Consider the following 19,360-nt stretch of genomic DNA (forward strand, 5'->3'; position numbering starts at 1 on the left):
AAGGAGATGTATACAGATTTTGTTTAGCTGGATGAGCTTAATTTGTATATACCAACCTATGAAAACATCTTTAACAAAAATACAACTCCTGCATATGATTCAAGAGAATTTAATAAACATCTTTTATCCTGGAAACTATCTAACATTCTTAAAACAATTATGTTATTTCCATGAGGAATCCATCGAGAACATTATTTTAATCTTTGCGCAATATCCAACTGCTACATATGTCTTAACATATAAAGCTTGGCAAAGATATCACCGTACTGTTCGTAGAGGTTATACTGCCATTTCACTACTGTCAAACAGCAATAGTAACGAGCAATTACGTGCTGTCTTTGATATCACACATACAGTTGGTAAGGAATTTATACCTAAGCATATAGGTATAAATATAAATCAATTCAGAAGGATTCTTGTCTTTCTAACATCCAAAGTTGTGACTGACACAATTCTTTCAGTTACAACCGATGATATTACGATACAAACCAAACATGCATTACAAAGATATATTTATCATTTAATCAGATCACATTTTCCACAATATTCTTCAAGTGAAATTGAAATGAAGAGTATACTCTACTGTATCTGTTTCTACTATGGAATTGATGTTAGTGAATATAATTTTTCTTCTATTACACTTTGGGCAAAACAAAAAACGAATCACGATTTAAGAGAGGCCCTAAATGTCATTCGTTATATAACTACTTTTTTAATTGATACAATTGATTATATGTATCTTAGTCATGAATATTCTTAGCAACTGGTAAACTCCATTTATGTAAAATTGCCAGTGCTCTTACTAAGATTGTCACACCAATTCCTACCCAGATACCAAATGAGATATTCCCTGCATGCATTAACATTGCACATGGAATTGCACCGATAATTGATGCGATTGCATATACGTCTGTATGGAAGATCTGTGGTAATTGATTGACACAGATATCACGGAATAAACCTCCGCCTACCCCTGTTAATACGCCACAGAATACGAGCAAGAAACTATGTGATGTTGGGTGTAAGAAGAAAGCTACACGCACACCTACTGCAGTAAAAACGCCTAATCCTATCGCATCTGCAATCAACAAGAAATTCTTATACGCATTTTTCTGCGTAATCTTATTTGTATTCACATTGAAGTATGCAAATAAGAATACGACAACAGAAGTAACACTAGCAACAACCACATACACTGGATTGGAAAATGCACTTGGTGGTACACTACCTAGTACAATATCACGCATAATTCCACCAAACGTTGCGGTGATAACTCCAATAATCACAACCCCAAAGAAGTCCATCTTCGATTTCATTGCGACAAGTGCTCCCGAAATCGCAAACGCTATGGTACCTACTATTTCTAATACAAATATATATTGATTCATATCATCCTCGTCATAATCCGTCCGTATTATACCAAAATTAAAAGTGCGTATTCAACGCACTTTTATATAACTTATTCAGTTTCATCTTTTGGATGATAGATTTTCTCTGCAACGATTTGCACAACTGTTTTCTTATTTTCATCCTTCATGTAAAACTGCTTACGAAGATGGCCTTTAATACCAATTCTTGTGCCGGCATGGAATTCTTCGCGAACTTGATCCGCTACATCTCCCCACGCAACTACATTTAGATAGTCCTTCGCTTTACTTGGTTCATTGTGTTTTACACAAACTGAAAATGTTGACATTGTGGAATCATTCTTTGTGCTACGAACACTTGGTTCGTACATCACTGTCCCTTTAATTTCAACTGCATTTAAATCATTCATCTTTCTTTCCTCCATAGAATATCCTTCTACGTATATATTCACAAAAGATGATATGACTCCCTAAAAATTAAAGTAATTCTTGAATCGCTTTTTCTACATCTGCCATATCAGCAGTTGGTTCAAAACGAGCTACTACATTTCCCTTACGGTCAACAAGGAACTTCGTGAAATTCCACTTAATATCAGAAGTTTCTCTAAAGTTAGGAACGAGATTACCAACGTGTGCATTCATGAAGTCTGCCTTTTCACCTGTAAATCCTTCGAAGCCCTTTTCACTCTTCAAGAATGTATATAATGGTAATTCATTTTCACCATTTACATCTGACTTATGCATGTGTGCAAATCTTGTATTGAAGTGTAAAGAACAGAACTCATGAATCTCTTCATCAGATCCAGGTGCCTGTCCACCGAATTGGTTACAAGGAATATCAAGAATTTCTAAGCCTTGTTCATTGTACTTTTCATGAAGTTTTTCTAGTTCTTCATACTGAGGTGTAAAACCACAAGCTGTAGCAGTATTTACTACTAATACCACCTTATTTTCATACTCTTTTAAAGAAATCTGATTGCCTTTCGCATCAGTTACATAATAATCGTAAAATCCCATAATTCATTTTCTCCTTTGGTTAGTTATATTGTATCAAGCGTATATGGCATTGCAATTGATATACTCTCAAAGAAAAAACGACCCAACAGTTGTTGAATCGTCTTTCAGTGCCTCCGGTCGGACTCGAACCGACACGGTATCGCTACCGGGGGATTTTGAGTCCCCTACGTCTACCAATTCCATCACGGGGGCGCTCAATTATTTTATATGATTGCCTTTTAAAATGCAATAGGTGGAAAGTTTCAAATGAACTTTCCACCTAAAGGATTATTCTTTCTCGCTCTTTCTTGCGTCGATGACTTTCTGTGCTACATCATGAGGTGCTGTTTCATAGCGATCAAACGCTAATTCGTAACATCCACGACCTTGTGTCATAGAACGTAATTCTGTTGCGTACGTTAACATTTCTGCCATTGGCACTTCAGCTCTAATCACCTGTAGACCATCTTCGTCTGTACCCATATCCAAGATGATTCCACGGCGTTTTGTGAAGTCACCCATAAGTGTACCTGTATAGTCTTCTGGTGCAGTCACAACAACCTTACCAATTGGTTCAAGAAGAACTGGTTTGGCATTTGGCATTGCGGCGTTATATGCAAGTCTAGCTGCTTCCTTGAAGGCCACTTCCTTGGAATCTACTGGGTGATAAGATCCATCATATAGCGTAGCCTTAACACCAACCACTTTGTATCCCGCAAGAACACCTTTACTCATGCAGTCACGTAAACCTTGTTCAACTGGTGGGAAGTACTGTTTAGGAACTGCACCACCAAATACTTCTTCCGCAAATACCATATCATCAGAATCTGTTGGTTCAAATCTTACCCAAACATCACCATACTGACCAGCACCACCATTTTGTTTCTTGTATTTACCTTGTGCTTCAGCTTTTGCTGAGATTGTCTCACGATACTGTACAGTTGGTTTTTCTGTTGTTACTTCAACCTTATACTTACTCTTTAACTTAGAAAGGATTAAGTCGATATGTTGATCACCAACACCATATAGTACTTGTTCGTGTGTTTCTTCATTGTTTACTAGTTTGATTGTATGGTCTTCTAACATCAAATTATGAATACCACTGGATAACTTATCTTCATCTGCCTTTGTCTTTGGATGAATTGCATATCCTAACATCGGATGAGGATATTCGATATCTGGATACTTGATAACTCTAGAACGTGTGCACAATGTATCGTTTGTTTCTGTTGCTTGTAACTTAACAACTGCACCGATATCTCCTGTAAATAACTTACCTACACCAATCTGGTACTTACCATTGATAACGTAGATCTGGTTAACTTTTTCTGTGACGTCCTTCTTGGAGTTATATACTTGGCTATCACTATTGAGGACACCACTCATTACCTTTAAGTAAGAAACCTTACCTACGAATGGGTCAACGATAGTCTTGAATACAAATGCGCTGAGTGCTTCATTTTCGTTTGTTTCCATGTCAACTGTATCACCCTTCAGTGTTTCAGCTTGGATTCTTCCCTTTTCTGCGTAGCTTGGGAAGTACTCTGTAATTAGGTCTAACAAACGTTCAATACCTGTTTGGTTTTCTGCACTGCCACAGTATACAGGACGGATATCACCATTACGTACACCAATACGTAATCCCTTCGCTAACTCATGTTCATCAAATGTTTCGCCAGAGAAGAATTTCTCCATGAGTTCATCATCCGTCATTGCGATAGCTTCTGCGATTTCATTGTAGTAACGCTCTACTTCACCAACTAAATCAGCTGGCACTTCTTTTGCTGTATTGCGGTCACTATAATACCATGCTTTACGACGCAAGATATTAACAGAACCTACGACCACACCGTTCTCAATGATTGGAACTTCAAATGGAATTACTGACTTACCAAACTTTTCTCTAAGAGTTGAGTATACAGTATCGAAGTTTGCATTTTCTACATCCATCTTATTTACAAAGAAAATCGTAGGAATCTTTTGTTTGGAAACTGCTTCACGCCAAGCACGCTCCGTACCAGCTTCGATTCCTTCTTTTGCGTTTACGACAATTAAGGCATTATCACCCATTACTAAACCTGTCGCTTCTTCACCAGCATAGTCCATATAACCTGGAGTATCGATAAAGTTGATTTTCTTATCTTTCCATTCTACAGGTGCGATATGGCAATATACAGAGGTACCACGTTTACCTTCTTCAGGATCGTAGTTGAGTGCTGTTGTGCCATCGTTATTCTTTCCATAACGTTCGATTGCCTTTGTGAAATATAGGCAGGCTTCAATGACAGAACTCTTACCAGCGCCAGAGTGTCCTAGCACCACTACGTTTCTTACTTCATTTGCTAAATAGTCTTTCATTGTCGGCCTCCTACTTTAAGATATCTTTCAAATCTGATAAGCATTCTTTACGTACGTAATGAATTGCTAAATTACCATCAAAATCCTTCATTGTCTTATCTGCACCTTTTTCAAGCAGATACTTCACTAATTCTGGAATTCCAATATATGCAGCGCGCATCAATGCTGTACAACCCTTATTATCAGCCTTATTGATATCTGCACCGTTATCTACTAAATCTTTAATTTCATCTAACTTATATGCATTTACTGCTTCCATTAATGCTGTACGACCCTGTTCATCTACTGCATTTACATCAGCGTTCTTAGAAATTAAGTACTTTACTGTGTCACTATGACCAAGTAATGAAGCTCTCATCAAAGCTGTTCTACCCTTATTATCATGGGCATCAATGTTTGCGCCCGCATGAATTAACATACGGCAAATGTCTGTGTGACCCTTCTTAGCGGCACCCATTAAAGCTGTCTTATTATTTTTATCTCTAGCTCTTGTATCCGCACCATTGTCTAATAAGAAACGTACGATTTCAGTGTAACCACGTTTTGCACTTCTCATTAACGCTGTACGTCCATCACCATTTGCGATGTTAATGTTTGCACCCTTAGAAACCTGTGCACATAACTTTGCAAAATCGCCACTGGCTGCTGCTTCAAAAAAGTCTAAATTTGTCTGATCCATAATCGTTTTCCTCCTGTATGATTATCAGAAATTAGTTACAAAAAAGGATGGGCATTATATGTCCATCCTAAAAACCATTTTCACAGAGAACCCGTCAAAAACCTCCCCGCCTGGGGTTTGTACAATCTCATATTGTATATCAAAAAGAACATGCTTCGTAGTCATGCTACATCATCTCCATTCTCTTAATAATACACTTCGTGTTCCTGTAACTACATAATACCTCAATTTTAATTCCCTGCAATATCGTTTGATTATCTTTTAATAACTTTTTAAATTAATTCATGAAAATAATGTAAACGTTTACATATTATCCTTAATGATCTGAATTTTTTGATACGGAATCTCAATTCCATTCTCTCTAAATGCCACAAGTAAAGACTTACGAATCTTAGAAGCAGTCTCTACGCTCTTTCCAAGTGACTTCGTTGTAAATGGGAAGCGAATCTGAATACCACTATCTAAGAATTCATTCACCGTAATATTGATTGGTAAATTCTTTTCTTGTGCTTCTACACTTCTTGTATCAATCACACCATCTGTATTGATAACAACATCTGTAATCACTCTTTCAAGTTTATCAATATCTGTATTGTACGCTACGGTTAAGGATAGATATCGAATGTAAGTTTTCTGTCCAAATGCTTTATCTTCTACAATCGCTGAGTTCATCGTACTATTTGGCACAATAATCTTTGTATTCTCAATTGTATTTAAGATTGTATGACGGAATGTAATTTCAATGACTGTACCAGAAATATTCTTCTCTGGAAGATTGACCATATCCCCTACGTGGAATGGTTGATAGATTACGATAAAGAAACCTGCGATAAAGTTACCAAATGTTTCCTGCGCAGCTAAACCGACAACAACTGTCATGACACTCGTTGCGCCTAGTATCGCCGTAGAAATACTCTGCAGTGGCTTCACATTCATCAAGATTGCAAATACTGCAATTACATAAATGACTGTACGTATTATTTTTAAAAGATACTTAAATGGCATACTTGCTCTAGCATCTTTTTTCATCGCATGATCAACTAACTTCTCAAGTATCGTTGTAAATATCTTTGCAATCACAACTGTGATTAAAAATGTAATCAGAAAACCAAGAATACCATTTTCAAATATTGCATTTCCAAATAAAAATACACTATTTTCTCTTACAATGTTTCCCATCATTAACCTCATTTCAATAAATCACTATATTCCTTATATTCAGGCATATACATTCTGATGATATCATAAAATCGCTTCGAATGATTCCCTTCCAGGATATGTGCATACTCATGCAATAAAACATAATCTAAACACACAACAGGAAAGTGAATTAATCTTGAAGACAAGCTAATGTGATGTGTCATAGGTGAATATGATCCCCATCTACTAGTCATATACTTTAGAGTGATGTTTGGAAGATTTCTATGATTTACAATACAAATATGGTTATCCCAATCTTTACGTCTTTCTTCCACCATTAGCTTCAGTTGAAGATTTCCTGTGCGATAGAAGATTTCCTGAATATTATCATCATTCACCTCTGGGAGATAGAATATGATTTTATCCTCTTCAACCGACATAAATTTCTGTTTAGAGAAAATAAATTCAACCGGATATACCTTTCCTAGCCAGCACGCTTCCTTATGATCAGTACCGTCTAAAAGATAACGATTCTTTTTCTTTTCTTTTTTACTTACTTTTATAATCCAATCTTGTTTCTCAAGGATGAAGGATAGAATTTCCTGCTCACTGACATAACGTGGGCAGGTCACATATAATGTTCCATCTTCCTTAACCCTTAGATACATTTTCCTATTTCGCTTATGTTCAACTACTAGATTACGTAGTTCACCACCAATATTGATTTGTCTCATGTATGTATGATACCTCTATTTTTATTATAACTAAAAATATATGTTGTCTATTAGTTTTGGATATGATAATATATTTTAGCACATGGCGGCTATGGTGAAGTTGGTTAACACACTGGATTGTGGCTCCAGCACTCATGGGTTCGAGTCCCATTAGTCGCCCCTTGTAGCAAAAAATCCGTTTAATAACGGATTTTTATTTTGTTTACTATGGATAAAGAGATTTTAAATATTCCGTCACTTTCGAATTCTGTTCTAGTGTGGATTTTGCTGGTTTATAGGAATCTGCTGATGGAAATAATCTGATTTCACCTAACGAAGAAGCTAGAGAAAGATAGTCAATATCAGTTTGATTGATTCCAAGTTCAATAAAATATGGAACCTTGGTTGATTGTTCGTCTTTCAGTGATAGTCCTTTATGGTCTTTAATTGATATTACTTCTGCATGCCGTATCAGTATACCTGTAATTGGTATTTCTTTCTTCTGTGAGATTGAAACATGGATATCTGCATACATCCCTTCTTCAATACTACCTAGTGAAGATACATTTGTTTCTAATGTAAATATGGTCATTCCTTCTTGAAGTTTTGTGATTGCAAGATCACGAACTTCTTTTTCGTTATACAACATATCTTTATAAAACATAGAACCCTTTGGTATCATTCCTTGAATTGATGTATATTTACCAATAATATCTGCTTTCTCATTCCACGTATATGCTTGCATATACTTCTCTGGAATTTGAATCATTGTTAGATCTTCTGTTTTGATTTGTGTTCTCGGTGGAATATTATGCTTTGCGATATACGTTGTTTTTAAATTGATTGTTTTTGCAAGATAATATCGAAATGCAATTACATTACCTATAACACACAAGCATAATATCACTACAATAATTCCTGTTCTTTTGATTTTTTTCATTCATTTACCCTCAAACTTATATATGTTTCTTGAGGGTATTTTCCATAAAAAAATTCCCAAGCTTACGCTCAGGAATTTTAAACTAACCTACATGTTCAGCAAGATATGTTTTAATTGTTTCTCTTTGGTCTGGCTTACTTGGTTTGCACTGTTCTACTTGTGCTTCACCAGCAAGTAACTTCGTAGCCATCGCAGCACAACCTGGGTTACCACAAGCACCGCAGTTATATCCAGGCAATAAAGCTGTTAGCTCTTCCTTACGATTGTCTTCCTTTACATAGAACTTAATGGAAGCAAACGCTAGCACACCACCTAAGACAGCACCTAAAACTAACATCAAGCCGAAGCCTTTTAACATTGCGACTACCATTATTCCTCCTCTGTTTTTTGTGGTGCTTGGCGAACACTACATTCGCTGATACCACATGCAGAACACTCTACCTTTAAGTCTTCACAACCTTCAGGTTTTGGTGTTCTTTGATTAAGTCTTAATAACCATACATTTAGGGCAAAGAAACCTATAGCTAATAAAACCGCAACAACGATTCTAAGCATGGCTTATACTAATCCAGCAAATGCAGAGAATGCAATTGCCATAATTGCTGCACAGATGAAAGCGATAGGATTGCCCTGGAATGCCTTCGGAATATCGTTCTGATTTAAACGTTTACGGATTGTTGCAAAGATAACTAGCATCATCATGAAGCCAGCAGGAACTGCGATTGAGTTTACCATTGTCTCAACTAATGTATACTTCTGTGTAATGTTTGCCATTGCTACATAAAGTACTGCACAGTTTGTTGTAATCAAAGGTAAGTAAATACCTAATGACTTATATAGATCTGGTGAGAACTTCTTAACGAACAGTTCAACGAACTGTACGAAAGCTGCAATCAATAAGATGAAGCAGATAAGTTCCATAAACTCTAGTTCAAAAGGAACTAATACAAAATAGTAAAGTACCCATGCAAGAATGGATGCACCGAAGATAACGAAGATAACGGCTAGACCCATACCTACTGCAGATTCAAGTTTTGTAGATACTCCCATGAATGGGCACATACCTAAGAACTTAGTAAGAATAATATTGTTAATCAGTAATCCACTGATCAAGAGTGTAAATAAGTTCATTATTTAGCAGCTCCTTTCTTTGCTGGCTTAGCAAGATAGTTCTTGTAAGCAGCTACACCAGCAGCTAAGCATGCAAATGTAATGAATGCACCAAACTGCTCTGTGAACATAGGGATTTCAAATCCTTCTGGAATAATTCTGAATGCAAATACAACATTGTTTGTGAATGGATTAGAGAAAGATAATCCACCAGTACCTAACAACTGTCTGATGAGTGACATTGCAAGAAGCGCAAATGTGTATGCACAACCTTGCTGTAATCCATCAACGATAGATTCAGGTACTGAATGCTTGCATGCATATGCTTCAGCACGTCCTAAGATAATGCAGTTTACTACAACTAAGTCTAAGAATGCACCTAACGCTGTAAATAGACTTGGTGTATATGCATGCATAAACATAGAAACGATAGTAACTAATGTTGCAATAATAACGATATAAACTGGAATGTGAATATCATCTGGTGTGATTGGTGCAATAAGTGATACTAAGATATTGGATAATGTTAATACGATAATTACCGCAACACCCATACCGATTGCACTATTTAAGCTTGTTGTAATCGCTAATGTTGAACAGATACCCAAATAAGTTGCAAATACAGGGTTTTCTGTCGCTAATTTAGAGAAGAAGCCTTGACCTTTTACTTTATTTTCGCTCATACCTTCCTCCTTACTTTGTTGCAGCCTGTAAGGCTGTTGTAATCATTGCTCTTAGTGATGTACTTGTGAATGTTGCACCTGTTGTTGAGTCTACCTTACTTTCAAGTGTTACTCCCTTGTACTTATCTAACTCAGTAGCTTTTGTTGCGTGGTCGCCTACGCCTTCTGTATCGTTAAACTTTGTTACTTCGATACTCTTTACTGACTTACTAGCTACGTCTACTGTAACTGTTGCTTCATTTACACCTTCAAAGCCTTGTGCCTTACATGCATACACAGCTGTTGTGCCATCATTGCTTGTTTGTGAACATTCTGCTTTGTTGTCTTTGAAGTCTTCTTTTGCTAGTTCTACTGGCTCTGCCTTTGGAGCAGGAGTAGCAGTAGCATTTTCATCATATGAGATGTTGTTCATCTTATTGAATACTTGTCTAGCTTGGTCTACTGCCTTTCCTACTGCAGTAGTTGTAATTGTCGCACCAGAGATGAGTGGCATTGTATCTGATGAAGTAAGTTTTAATACATCACTTACATATGGATCCTTAAATGCCTTATCACCCTTACCAGCTGTTTCAGCTTGTTCTAGTACACTATATCCAGCAACTGAACCATCATTGTTATAAGCAATCATGAATGTGAATCCATCAGCGTTATAACCTGTAGAATGTAATGTAAAGATTGTTCCCTTACCTTCCGCATTATAAATACCGTCAATAAGTTTTTCTTCACCATCTTTTAATTCAAGAAGGCCAATCTTGTCTTCTGTAATATCTGCGAATGTTGCACCTGGGTAAATTACTTCAAGTGAAGACTTAACAGATGCTAATGCATTTTCTTCAATAATAGGAGCGGTAATCGCATTTACTGTTGATAGTAGAATTCCACACACTGCACAGAGAATACCGAGCATGCATGATTTATATACTCCTGAAGTCTTATCAATTTTCATACGGCACCTCCTTACTTTGTTGCAGCCTGTAAGGCTGTTGTAATCATTGCTCTGAGTGATGTACTTGTGAATGTTGCACCTGTTGTTGAGTCTACCTTACTTTCAAGTGTTACTCCCTTGTACTTATCTAACTCAGTAGCTTTTGTTGCGTGGTCGCCTACGCCTTCTGTATCGTTAAACTTTGTTACTTCGATACTCTTTACTGACTTACTAGCTACATCTACTGTAACTGTTGCTTCATTTACACCTTCAAAGCCTTTTGCCTTACATGCATACACAGCTGTTGTACCATCATTGCTTGTTTGTGAACACTCTGCTTTGTTGTCTTTGAAGTCTTCTTTACCTAACGCTACTGCGGAAGCAGAATTTAATGCCTTCGCAATCATTGCACGTAGAGACTTACTTGTGAAAGAAGCACCTGTTGTCGAGTCAATCTTACTATCTGCAGTTGCACCAACATATTTCTTTAGTTGTTCTTCTTTAGTTGCAAGATCACCAACTTCTTCTGTATCACTGAACTTTGTAACCGCAAAGGATACGACTGTCTTCTTAGCTACATCAATTGTAACTGTAGCTTCGTTAACACCTTCAAATCCCTTTGCCTTACATGCATATACTGCAGTTGCACCATCATTGCTTGTTTCTGTACACTCTGCATTATTTTCGCTAAAGTCTTCAGCACTTAATGCTACTGCCTCTGCTGGCTTATCATCCTTCTTAGGTTCTTCAGCAACCGTTGGAGTCTTCGCTGTTAAGCTTGCACCAACAAGAAGAACTGACACTAAGAATGCACACATTGCGATAATTGCCTTACGAGCAATCTTCGCTGCATCCTTGATCTGGCTACCATCAAGTAACTGATCAATTGCAGGAGTTAGCATATTCATGATTAAGATGGAGTATAATGCACCATCTGGTAAGTTAGCCTTCCAACGAATGATTAATGTAAAAGCTGCAGCACCTACTGCAAATACATATCTACCTGGAATTGATACTGGTGAAGTAACTGGGTCTGTTAACATAAACACACCTGCAAATAATACACCACCAGCTAATACGTTTACGATTGCGTATTCAAAACCTGCACCGTGGATGAATCCAACAATGAGAGATACTACGAATACTGTTAAGATGTATGTCACTGTTAAACGATAGTCAATAATACGTCTAGCAATGAGATATACTGCAACGAGAATTAATAATAATGCACATGAACCACCGATAACACTCTGGTAGTTTCCAAAGAACATACCGGATAAGTTACCAAATTGGTCTAATACTTCATGTAATGCACTACCTTCAACTACCCAACCATAGGACTTCAATACTGCAAGTGGTGTAGCACCTGTTTGAATATCAGCTGCGACACTTGCACCAAATGAGTTCATGATAATTGCTTCTGCGAAAGCTGCTGGGTTGAAGATGTTTTGGCCAAATCCACCAAATAGCATCTTACCAAACAAGATTGCAATTGCAGTCGCAATAATAATTGCGTAGAAACTAACATTAATTCTTGTAATTAATGGAATAATTAAACCTGTTACCCAACCATAGGAATGTAACAATTCTTTTGCAATGTCCTTCTTCTTTCTTGCAAGTAAGTACAATGTTTCAGTACACAATGCAGTTACAACAGAAGCAAGTGATAATAGAACAACACGAATACCTACTGCAGTACCGTAAGTCATTCCATACCAGATTGCAGAAGCAACTGTCACAACAACCAAAGCTAAGCTAAGTTCCAACATAATGCCTGTTGTAGATTGTTTAGCCGCATAGTTAGGCGCTACTTTATATGAAAATTTCATTTTTCCTGCCTCCTATTTCTTTGCCTGTGCTGCTAGTTTTGCACGTACAAATGTCTTTGCACGTCTAACATTCTCAGTTACTTCAATCTTAGATGGACATACATATGTACATAGACCACATTCAATACAGTTCATTACATCTAAACGCATTAATGTATCATAGTCTACAGACTTATGTTCAGAAGCGATACGTACTGGTTGTAATCCAGATGGGCATGTTTCTGTACAACGTCCACAACGTAAACAAGCAACGGTATCTGGCTTTTCATACTTCTGAATTGTAAGACCATTGTTCTGTGCCATTACTACGAATTGATCGTTAGGAACTGCACGGCCCATCATTGGTCCACCAGCAAGTAGCACTACATCATCTACACCATCTTTGTATCCACCAACAGCATCGATAATGTCATGTACCTTTGTTCCTACTGGAACATAAACGTTCTGTGGATTCTTAACTGCATCACCTGACACTGTTAAGTACTTATGTGTAACTGGCATACCATTTACAATCGCATTACCAAACGCAATTGCTGTAGATGCGTTGTTAACGATACATCCAGCTTCAATTGGCAATCTATCATATCGCTTGTTTGTTAACTGGTATACAAGTGTTCTTTCCCAACCCATTGGGTATACATTAGGAACGATACGCACCTCGATTGGTGTGCCCTTGAATAATTCTTGTAATTGGGCAATCTGTTCCTTCTTGTCTTCCTTGATTGCAACACAACCAGCCTTTGCATTACTTAACTTGAAGAATGCAAGTGTACCTACCTTGAGTAAGTCCATGTTTTCTTCAATGTTCTTATAATCTGATGTTAAGAATGGTTCGCACTCAACCGCATTCACGATAAAGAGATCTACATTCTCTGGCTTAACATACTTCACGTAAGATGGGAATCCTGCACCACCTAAACCGAGCATACCGGAATCCTTAGCGAATGCATGCAATTCCTGCCAGCTAGCCTTTTCATAATCAAACTCCGCAAACGCACGTTCTACTGTATGTTTGTGGTCATTTTGAATACGTAAGTGTTCAATCATTCCACCGCCAGCACCTAAGAACTTTTCGATACCTGTAACAGTACCGGAAACAGACGCAAAGAGTGGTAAATAGAATGCATCATTTCTTTCTGCTATCTTTTGTCCAATCTTAACTTCATCTCCAACTTGAACGAGTGGTTGGCATGGGGCAACACCGTTTACAAGCGGAATCCAAACAACATCTGGATCGATAGATTTCAATACTTCTTTATGAATCGTCCAATCCTTATGTCCATTTAAATGAAGCTTCATTGGTCCTGTAAATATTGACATAATTTTCTTTCCTTTCCTCATCTGAAATCACACAAAATTATAACATATTCCAACGTTAACAGTAAGATGCCTTTTATGATATAGTTTAGATATGAAAAGAAAAATAACTAAATTATTAATCAGCGCATTAAGCGTTTGTACACTACTTGCAGGCTGTACAACAAAAGAGAGTAAAAACAGTACCTCTAGCACAACTTCAACCAATAGCGAAAGTCTAACCAAATATGAAAATGTGAGTTCTGATGTAGGCTTCGACACAATCTATAGTTACATGGAATACACCACAAATACAGAAACAGCAGCTGCTCACTTTCAGGACAGTGCTTCTCTACTTCGTTATTACAATCAGTTGTTTGATATTTATAACGACTATGATGGTATCAACAACCTAAAGACAGTTAATGATAACGCTGGTATCAAACCAGTCAAAGTTGATAAGCCAATCATTGACATGTTGCATATGGCAAAACAGTTCTATGATTACTCCAATGGCGAATTTGATATTACCATGGGTGCTCTGCTAAAGGTTTGGCATAAGTATCGTGAAGAAGGCATTAAACTAAACTCCGAGAAGAAACTCGGTAACCTTCCACCTGAAGAAGAACTTCTACAGGCTGCAGGTTGTAAAGGTTGGGATAACGTCGTTATCAACGATGAAGAAAGTACAGTCTATATCACACAAGCTTGTCAGTCATTTGATGTTGGCGGTATTGCGAAAGGTTACGCTACTGAATTAGTTGCACAAGAAGTGGGTCAGCACATGCAAGCAGGTTACTTCAACGTTGGCAGAAATATTCGTACAGTCAACAATAAACCAGATGGAACTACATGGAATGTTGGTATTGCTGATCCAGAAGGTGCATTACCAAATGGACTTGCATTAATCTCTTCAAAAGGATCCTTCTCATTTGTAACAAGTGGAGACTATGAACGTTTCTATATCGCAACAGACGGAAAGAGTTATCACCACATTATCGATCCATCCACAAATTACCCTGCAAGCCATTACCGTAGTGTCACAATCTTCACAGAAAATTCTGGTGTCGCTGACTGCTTAAGTACAACACTATTTACTCTCTCCATCGAAGATGGAAAGAAGGTACTAGAAGCCTACAAACAGGCAACTGGCAAAGAAGCAAATGCAGTATGGGTAATGGATTTAGATAAAAAACAAGGTGAAGGCAAAGAAACAAATGGCTATTATGTTGTTTCTAGCGAAGGCTTAAAAGATATTATTACTTACTAAAAAAGCGATGAATTCATCGCTTTTTATATGATATCCCTTCCATCTTCTGGAAACGTTCTAAACAAGTAAAGTATAAATGGTAGTGAAATAATTGCAGTTGTAATCTCACTGACAGATTGAGCTGCTTCAATACCAGTAATACCAAAACATGCATGCAAGATAATGACTGCAGGTATTAGAACCAGTCCACTGCGTAACATTGCCAAGAATGTTGCAACAGCACTACGTGATATTGATTGAAATAACATATTTCCATACATCGTCATCGGCATTAATACTAAAGATACGCATTGGAAACGTAATGCCGTAGTACCAACTGCAATAACATCAGGATCATCTCTAAAGAGTGCCACAAACTGTCCTGAGAAGGTAAATGCAATTACCGCAAGAATTGCCATTAGAGCTGTACCACTCTTAAGCGTAAAGTAGAATCCCTTCTTTACACGACTGTAGATTTTCGCACCATAGTTGAATGAACTTACTGGTTGGAAACCTTGACCAATGCCAAGCGCAACACAGAACAAGAACGATACAATACGTGTTGCGATAGAAATTCCTGCAACAGCCGCATCACCATACATCGCAGATGTAGTATTTAATACCATCGTAGAAAGTGAGTTTAATCCTTGTCGACTAAGCGATGGTAATCCAGTCGTAAAGATACGATTCAAAATTTCAGGCTTATGTGTCACATATTTTAACTGCAATCTACTCTGTGTTTTCCCTTGCAGGTAAGGTAACATTAACACAAACATACTGATATATTGTGAGATAGTTGTACTAAGACCTGCACCAGCAATACCCATATGGAATACACGCACTAGAATGTAATCACCAAAGATATTTAAGACACCACCTAGTGTTAAACCAATCATCGCGTAGAAGGCTTTTCCTTCATAGCGCAAGATATTGTTTAATACACAACTCGATGTCATCGCCATACCTGCAAGCAAAATATAGAATGCATATATTCTTGCATATGGAAGAATCGTATCTGTACTTCCCATCATACGCATCATTGGATCCATGAAAATAAGTCCAACCACCATCACGATTGCACCTACAAGAATAGAGAGAAAGAAACTTGTCGATGCAAATATTCTAGCTTTTTCAACATTCTTTGAGCCTAACTGTTGTGAAATATTCGCACCAGCACCATGGCCAAACATAAATCCAAAGGCCTGTAGAATGGACATCAAACTAAATACGATACCAGTTGCGCCACTGGCAGAAGTGCTGATTGTTCCTACGAAGTAGGTATCTGCCATATTATAGATACTTGTTACGAGCATCGAAATAATTGTGGGTATTGCTAACTGCGTAATTAAGTGAGGAATTGAATCCTGTGTCATACGACGATAATGTGCCTCTTGGTTCATTGTAGACATATATACCATCCTTTCTATCCATAAAAGCAAAAGAGGAATTTCTTCCTCTTAAAGACTTACTTAGTAGGCTTACCTAATAAGCGGAACATATTCTTCTTGTAGATTTCTACACCTGGCTGATTGAATGGGTTGATATCAATCATGTAGCAAGTCATCGCTGTAGCGATGAAGAAGAAGTAACATAGATAACCGAATGAATATTCCTTCATATCAGGAATTGAGATAATTAAGTTAGGAACTCCTCCCGTTACTTCGTGAGCTTCAATTGTACCAAGACATGCCATCTTGTTGACCCAGTCATATGATTTACCAGCAAGATAGTTCATCTGGTCACTATCTTCTGCATCATTTGGAATGAGTAAATCTTCTGTAGGATTTTCGACTTCTAAGATTGTCTCGAATAGAACTTTCTTACCTTCTTGGATAAACTGTCCTAAGCTATGTAAATCTGTTGAGAAGTTTGCGCTATCTGGCAAGATACCCTTACCATCCTTACCTTCAGATTCACCTAATAACTGCTTCCACCACTCAGCAAGCATTGCAAGTTGTGGTTCATACGCAACAAACATTTCTACATTATAGCCTTGGTTCTGTAGAATACGTCTGCATACTGCATATTGATATGCAGGGTTCTTGGACAGATCTGCAGTATTTAATTCCTTATATGCATCATAAAGACCAGCCATGATCTCCTTGATATCTACACCCATAATTGCAAGTGGCACTAAACCTACTGGTGTAATCACAGAGTATCTACCACCGATATCATCAGGAATAACGAATGTTTCGTAGCCTTCCTTATCGGCTAATGCCTTCAATGTGCCACGTGCTTTATCTGTAGTCGCAATGATACGTTCTTTGCATTCTTCCTTGCCATATTTCTTTTCCATGAATTCACGAAGTACACGGAACGCAAGTGCTGTTTCAGTTGTTGTACCAGACTTAGAGATAACGTTCATCACAACGCTCTTGTCTTGGATGTGCTTTAACACCTGTGCAATATATGTAGATGAGAATGTATTACCTACGAAAATAACTTCTGTCTTATTTCCTGAGTATAGACCTTGAATCATTTCAATTGCGGCACGTGCACCTAAGTAAGATCCACCAATACCACATACAAGTAATACTTCAGCCTTAGCCTTAACCTTTTCAGCAACCTGTAAGATGTGCTCGAATTCAGCCTTATCATATGTTTCAGCCCAATCGACCCATCCCATAAAGTCATTACCGGCACCTGTTCTTTCAAAAATTACTTTGTGTAGTTCATTTACTTTTTCTTGATAACTTTCAATACTTTCTTTGAGTAAAGCGTGTGATGTATTTAACTTCATCATTTTAAAATATTCTCCTTCGCCTCTTTGATCCATTCACTCATAGCATTTGCGATTGTCTGAAAACCCATTTTCATATTTGGTAAACTTGGTTTATGACCCATCGGTTTACGTCTATTTCTTGAGTGTGCTTTCTGTAGTGCTTTCAATGATAACTTGACATGACTGCTCTTGTCATCACATTCCAGGACTTTTAACTTTACGACATCCCCTACACTAACGAACTTTGAAATATCTTTGACATAGCCATCGCTAATTTCTGAGATATGGATTAGTCCACTCACATGATGTTCCAGTGCCACAAATGCACCATAGGGTTGAATCCCTGTTATTTTTCCTTCTACAATCTGTCCTGGTTTATATATCATTTTAGCATTTCCAATCGTTCTTAAGTATAGCACACTCAAGAAAAGATGTGTGGTATACTTTACTAGAGGCTTATTATGTTAATTTCATTAAATACGATACATATTATATTTTGTGCTATATTTGCGGCCGTTAGTGCGCAGCTATTAAAACCAATTTGTGCATTCGTTGTAGAACCTGAACATGATTGGGAATGGAGTTTAACTGTCGCCTCCGGTGGCTTTCCAAGTTCACATAGTGCGATGGTTTCTGCCTTAGCCCTATCGGTTGGTTTCCGCGAACGTTTTAGTTCAACACTATTTGCAATTACTATTGTTCTAGCAATCATTGTTATCTATGATGCCGCTAACGTGAGGTATTATAGTGGACAAAATATTAAAGTTACGCAACAATTAGTCAAGGATTTACAAGAGAAATATCCTCACGTCTTCGAAAACTCTATCTATAAAACAAAGCTTAAACCTGTACTTGGTCATCGCTGGGTTGAGGTTGTTGGCGGTATTATTTGGGGACTCATCGTTGCGTATATTTTCTATCTTGTAAAGTAAGGAAAGAGGCGAAAGTAATGAATGATACAGATTTCTATACTGAAAGTAGTGCAGATCTAATTGCCCTAGAAACAGATCCAGTTCGCAAAGAGCTTCTACAGCGTATTCAGCATACATTGGACAAGATTCGTCCATATATTCAAGCAGATGGTGGTGACGTCTTCTTAGTAGGATATGCTGATGGTATTGTTACAGTAACAATGACAGGAGCATGTAATGGATGTATGGTAATGGATTCCACATTAAACGATGGTATTAAAGCTATCTTATTAGATGAAGTACCAGAAGTACACGATGTTCGTTTGCTAGAAACAAATCACTACGATGAATTTAACCCATATTACTAAAATGTAGAAATATTTCTACATTTTTTATTTTATTTTCATGTTTTCTGTCATTTCTATAAAAATTTCAGAGA

Annotated in this window: 22 protein-coding genes and 2 tRNA genes; 5 read left to right on the plus strand and 19 right to left on the minus strand. The window is 37.4% G+C overall.

Annotated features, from left to right (window positions below; genetic code table 11):
* A partial coding sequence (locus RYK16_RS05465) for a hypothetical protein (RefSeq protein WP_314851277.1) occupies positions 1-760 on the plus strand: 760 nt, incomplete at its 5' end.
* Here RYK16_RS05465 and RYK16_RS05470 read toward each other — a convergent pair.
* The 8 genes from RYK16_RS05470 to RYK16_RS05505 all read right to left on the minus strand — a co-directional run bounded on the left by RYK16_RS05470 (position 741) and on the right by RYK16_RS05505 (position 7,274).
* Positions 741-1,388: a TRIC cation channel family protein gene (locus RYK16_RS05470; RefSeq protein WP_314851278.1), complete on the minus strand. Its 648-nt coding sequence runs from the start codon at positions 1,386-1,388 to the stop codon at positions 741-743. The genes RYK16_RS05465 and RYK16_RS05470 overlap by 20 nt on opposite strands.
* A gap of 71 nt (positions 1,389-1,459) precedes the next feature.
* A complete protein-coding gene (locus RYK16_RS05475) occupies positions 1,460-1,777 on the minus strand; it encodes a single-stranded DNA-binding protein (RefSeq protein ID WP_006525123.1) in 318 nt (105 codons plus the stop codon).
* Positions 1,778-1,844: 67 nt separating this feature from the next.
* The gene (locus RYK16_RS05480; protein WP_314776962.1) at positions 1,845-2,384 is read right to left on the minus strand and encodes a glutathione peroxidase; all 540 of its coding nucleotides are present in this window, start codon (positions 2,382-2,384) and stop codon (positions 1,845-1,847) included.
* Positions 2,385-2,492: 108 nt separating this feature from the next.
* Positions 2,493-2,576 (minus strand) — tRNA-Leu (locus RYK16_RS05485).
* A 75-nt stretch (positions 2,577-2,651) separates the two neighbouring features.
* Positions 2,652-4,721, minus strand: coding sequence for an elongation factor G (locus RYK16_RS05490; RefSeq protein WP_314851279.1), 2,070 nt, complete (start codon positions 4,719-4,721; stop codon positions 2,652-2,654).
* Positions 4,722-4,731: 10 nt separating this feature from the next.
* Positions 4,732-5,400: an ankyrin repeat domain-containing protein gene (locus RYK16_RS05495; protein ID WP_298665609.1), complete on the minus strand. Its 669-nt coding sequence runs from the start codon at positions 5,398-5,400 to the stop codon at positions 4,732-4,734.
* Between the two features lie 303 nt (positions 5,401-5,703).
* Entirely contained in the window at positions 5,704-6,579 is an 876-nt protein-coding gene (locus RYK16_RS05500; protein WP_314851280.1) for a mechanosensitive ion channel family protein, read from the minus strand.
* Between the two features lie 8 nt (positions 6,580-6,587).
* On the minus strand, positions 6,588-7,274 hold the full coding sequence (locus RYK16_RS05505; protein ID WP_314851282.1) for a SprT family zinc-dependent metalloprotease: 687 nt from the start codon (positions 7,272-7,274) through the stop codon (positions 6,588-6,590).
* An 85-nt stretch (positions 7,275-7,359) separates the two neighbouring features.
* Between RYK16_RS05505 and RYK16_RS05510 the strand changes: the two genes are divergently transcribed.
* Positions 7,360-7,433, plus strand: a tRNA-His gene (locus RYK16_RS05510).
* 46 nt (positions 7,434-7,479) lie between these two features.
* On the opposite strand, the gene RYK16_RS05515 is transcribed toward RYK16_RS05510, so the two are convergent.
* The 8 genes from RYK16_RS05515 to RYK16_RS05550 all read right to left on the minus strand — a co-directional run bounded on the left by RYK16_RS05515 (position 7,480) and on the right by RYK16_RS05550 (position 14,060).
* Positions 7,480-8,193 carry an SAF domain-containing protein gene (locus RYK16_RS05515; protein WP_314851283.1) on the minus strand — a complete coding sequence of 238 codons (714 nt, stop codon included), beginning with the start codon at positions 8,191-8,193 and terminating at the stop codon, positions 7,480-7,482.
* Positions 8,194-8,275: 82 nt separating this feature from the next.
* A complete protein-coding gene (locus RYK16_RS05520) occupies positions 8,276-8,563 on the minus strand; it encodes a (Fe-S)-binding protein (protein ID WP_314851284.1) in 288 nt (95 codons plus the stop codon).
* Complete coding sequence (locus RYK16_RS05525; protein ID WP_314851285.1) at positions 8,563-8,748, minus strand: hypothetical protein; 186 nt, start codon at positions 8,746-8,748, stop codon at positions 8,563-8,565. Before RYK16_RS05525 ends, RYK16_RS05520 begins: the two co-directional genes overlap by 1 nt.
* Positions 8,749-8,751: 3 nt before the next feature.
* Positions 8,752-9,324, minus strand: coding sequence for an RnfABCDGE type electron transport complex subunit A (locus RYK16_RS05530; RefSeq protein ID WP_314851286.1), 573 nt, complete (start codon positions 9,322-9,324; stop codon positions 8,752-8,754).
* Positions 9,324-9,986 carry an electron transport complex subunit RsxE gene (gene rsxE, locus RYK16_RS05535; RefSeq protein WP_314851287.1) on the minus strand — a complete coding sequence of 221 codons (663 nt, stop codon included), beginning with the start codon at positions 9,984-9,986 and terminating at the stop codon, positions 9,324-9,326. The genes RYK16_RS05530 and rsxE overlap by 1 nt, the downstream gene beginning before the upstream one ends.
* Positions 9,987-9,996: 10 nt before the next feature.
* Entirely contained in the window at positions 9,997-10,932 is a 936-nt protein-coding gene (locus tag RYK16_RS05540; protein WP_314851289.1) for an FMN-binding protein, read from the minus strand.
* Positions 10,933-10,943: 11 nt separating this feature from the next.
* Complete coding sequence (locus tag RYK16_RS05545) at positions 10,944-12,740, minus strand: RnfABCDGE type electron transport complex subunit D (RefSeq protein WP_314851290.1); 1,797 nt, start codon at positions 12,738-12,740, stop codon at positions 10,944-10,946.
* A 12-nt stretch (positions 12,741-12,752) separates the two neighbouring features.
* Complete coding sequence (locus tag RYK16_RS05550; protein ID WP_314851291.1) at positions 12,753-14,060, minus strand: RnfABCDGE type electron transport complex subunit C; 1,308 nt, start codon at positions 14,058-14,060, stop codon at positions 12,753-12,755.
* Between the two features lie 91 nt (positions 14,061-14,151).
* On the opposite strand from RYK16_RS05550, the gene RYK16_RS05555 reads away from it, so the two are divergent.
* A complete protein-coding gene (locus RYK16_RS05555) occupies positions 14,152-15,306 on the plus strand; it encodes an FAD:protein FMN transferase (RefSeq protein WP_314851292.1) in 1,155 nt (384 codons plus the stop codon).
* Positions 15,307-15,329: 23 nt separating this feature from the next.
* On the opposite strand, the gene RYK16_RS05560 is transcribed toward RYK16_RS05555, so the two are convergent.
* From RYK16_RS05560 to RYK16_RS05570, 3 genes are read right to left on the minus strand one after another with little or no spacing between them, the layout of a single operon-like run.
* Positions 15,330-16,694, minus strand: a complete 1,365-nt coding sequence (locus RYK16_RS05560; protein WP_314851293.1) for an MATE family efflux transporter — start codon at positions 16,692-16,694, stop codon at positions 15,330-15,332.
* Positions 16,695-16,750: 56 nt separating this feature from the next.
* Positions 16,751-18,031 carry a glucose-6-phosphate isomerase gene (locus tag RYK16_RS05565; RefSeq protein WP_314851294.1) on the minus strand — a complete coding sequence of 427 codons (1,281 nt, stop codon included), beginning with the start codon at positions 18,029-18,031 and terminating at the stop codon, positions 16,751-16,753.
* Positions 18,028-18,396 (minus strand): CvfD/Ygs/GSP13 family RNA-binding post-transcriptional regulator, encoded by a 369-nt coding sequence (locus RYK16_RS05570; protein ID WP_294208220.1) that lies wholly within the window; start codon positions 18,394-18,396, stop codon positions 18,028-18,030. The genes RYK16_RS05565 and RYK16_RS05570 overlap by 4 nt, the downstream gene beginning before the upstream one ends.
* 75 nt (positions 18,397-18,471) lie before the next feature.
* Here RYK16_RS05570 and RYK16_RS05575 point away from each other — a divergent pair, with 75 nt between their 5' ends.
* Both RYK16_RS05575 and RYK16_RS05580 read left to right on the plus strand, forming a co-directional pair.
* Positions 18,472-18,942, plus strand: a complete 471-nt coding sequence (locus tag RYK16_RS05575; RefSeq protein ID WP_294208223.1) for a divergent PAP2 family protein — start codon at positions 18,472-18,474, stop codon at positions 18,940-18,942.
* A 17-nt stretch (positions 18,943-18,959) separates the two neighbouring features.
* Complete coding sequence (locus RYK16_RS05580) at positions 18,960-19,289, plus strand: NifU family protein (RefSeq protein ID WP_314851296.1); 330 nt, start codon at positions 18,960-18,962, stop codon at positions 19,287-19,289.
* Positions 19,290-19,360: the final 71 nt, after the last annotated feature.

It is taken from the genome of uncultured Solobacterium sp. (assembly GCF_963550625.1).
Lineage (GTDB): Bacteria > Bacillota_I > Bacilli_A > Erysipelotrichales > Erysipelotrichaceae > Bulleidia.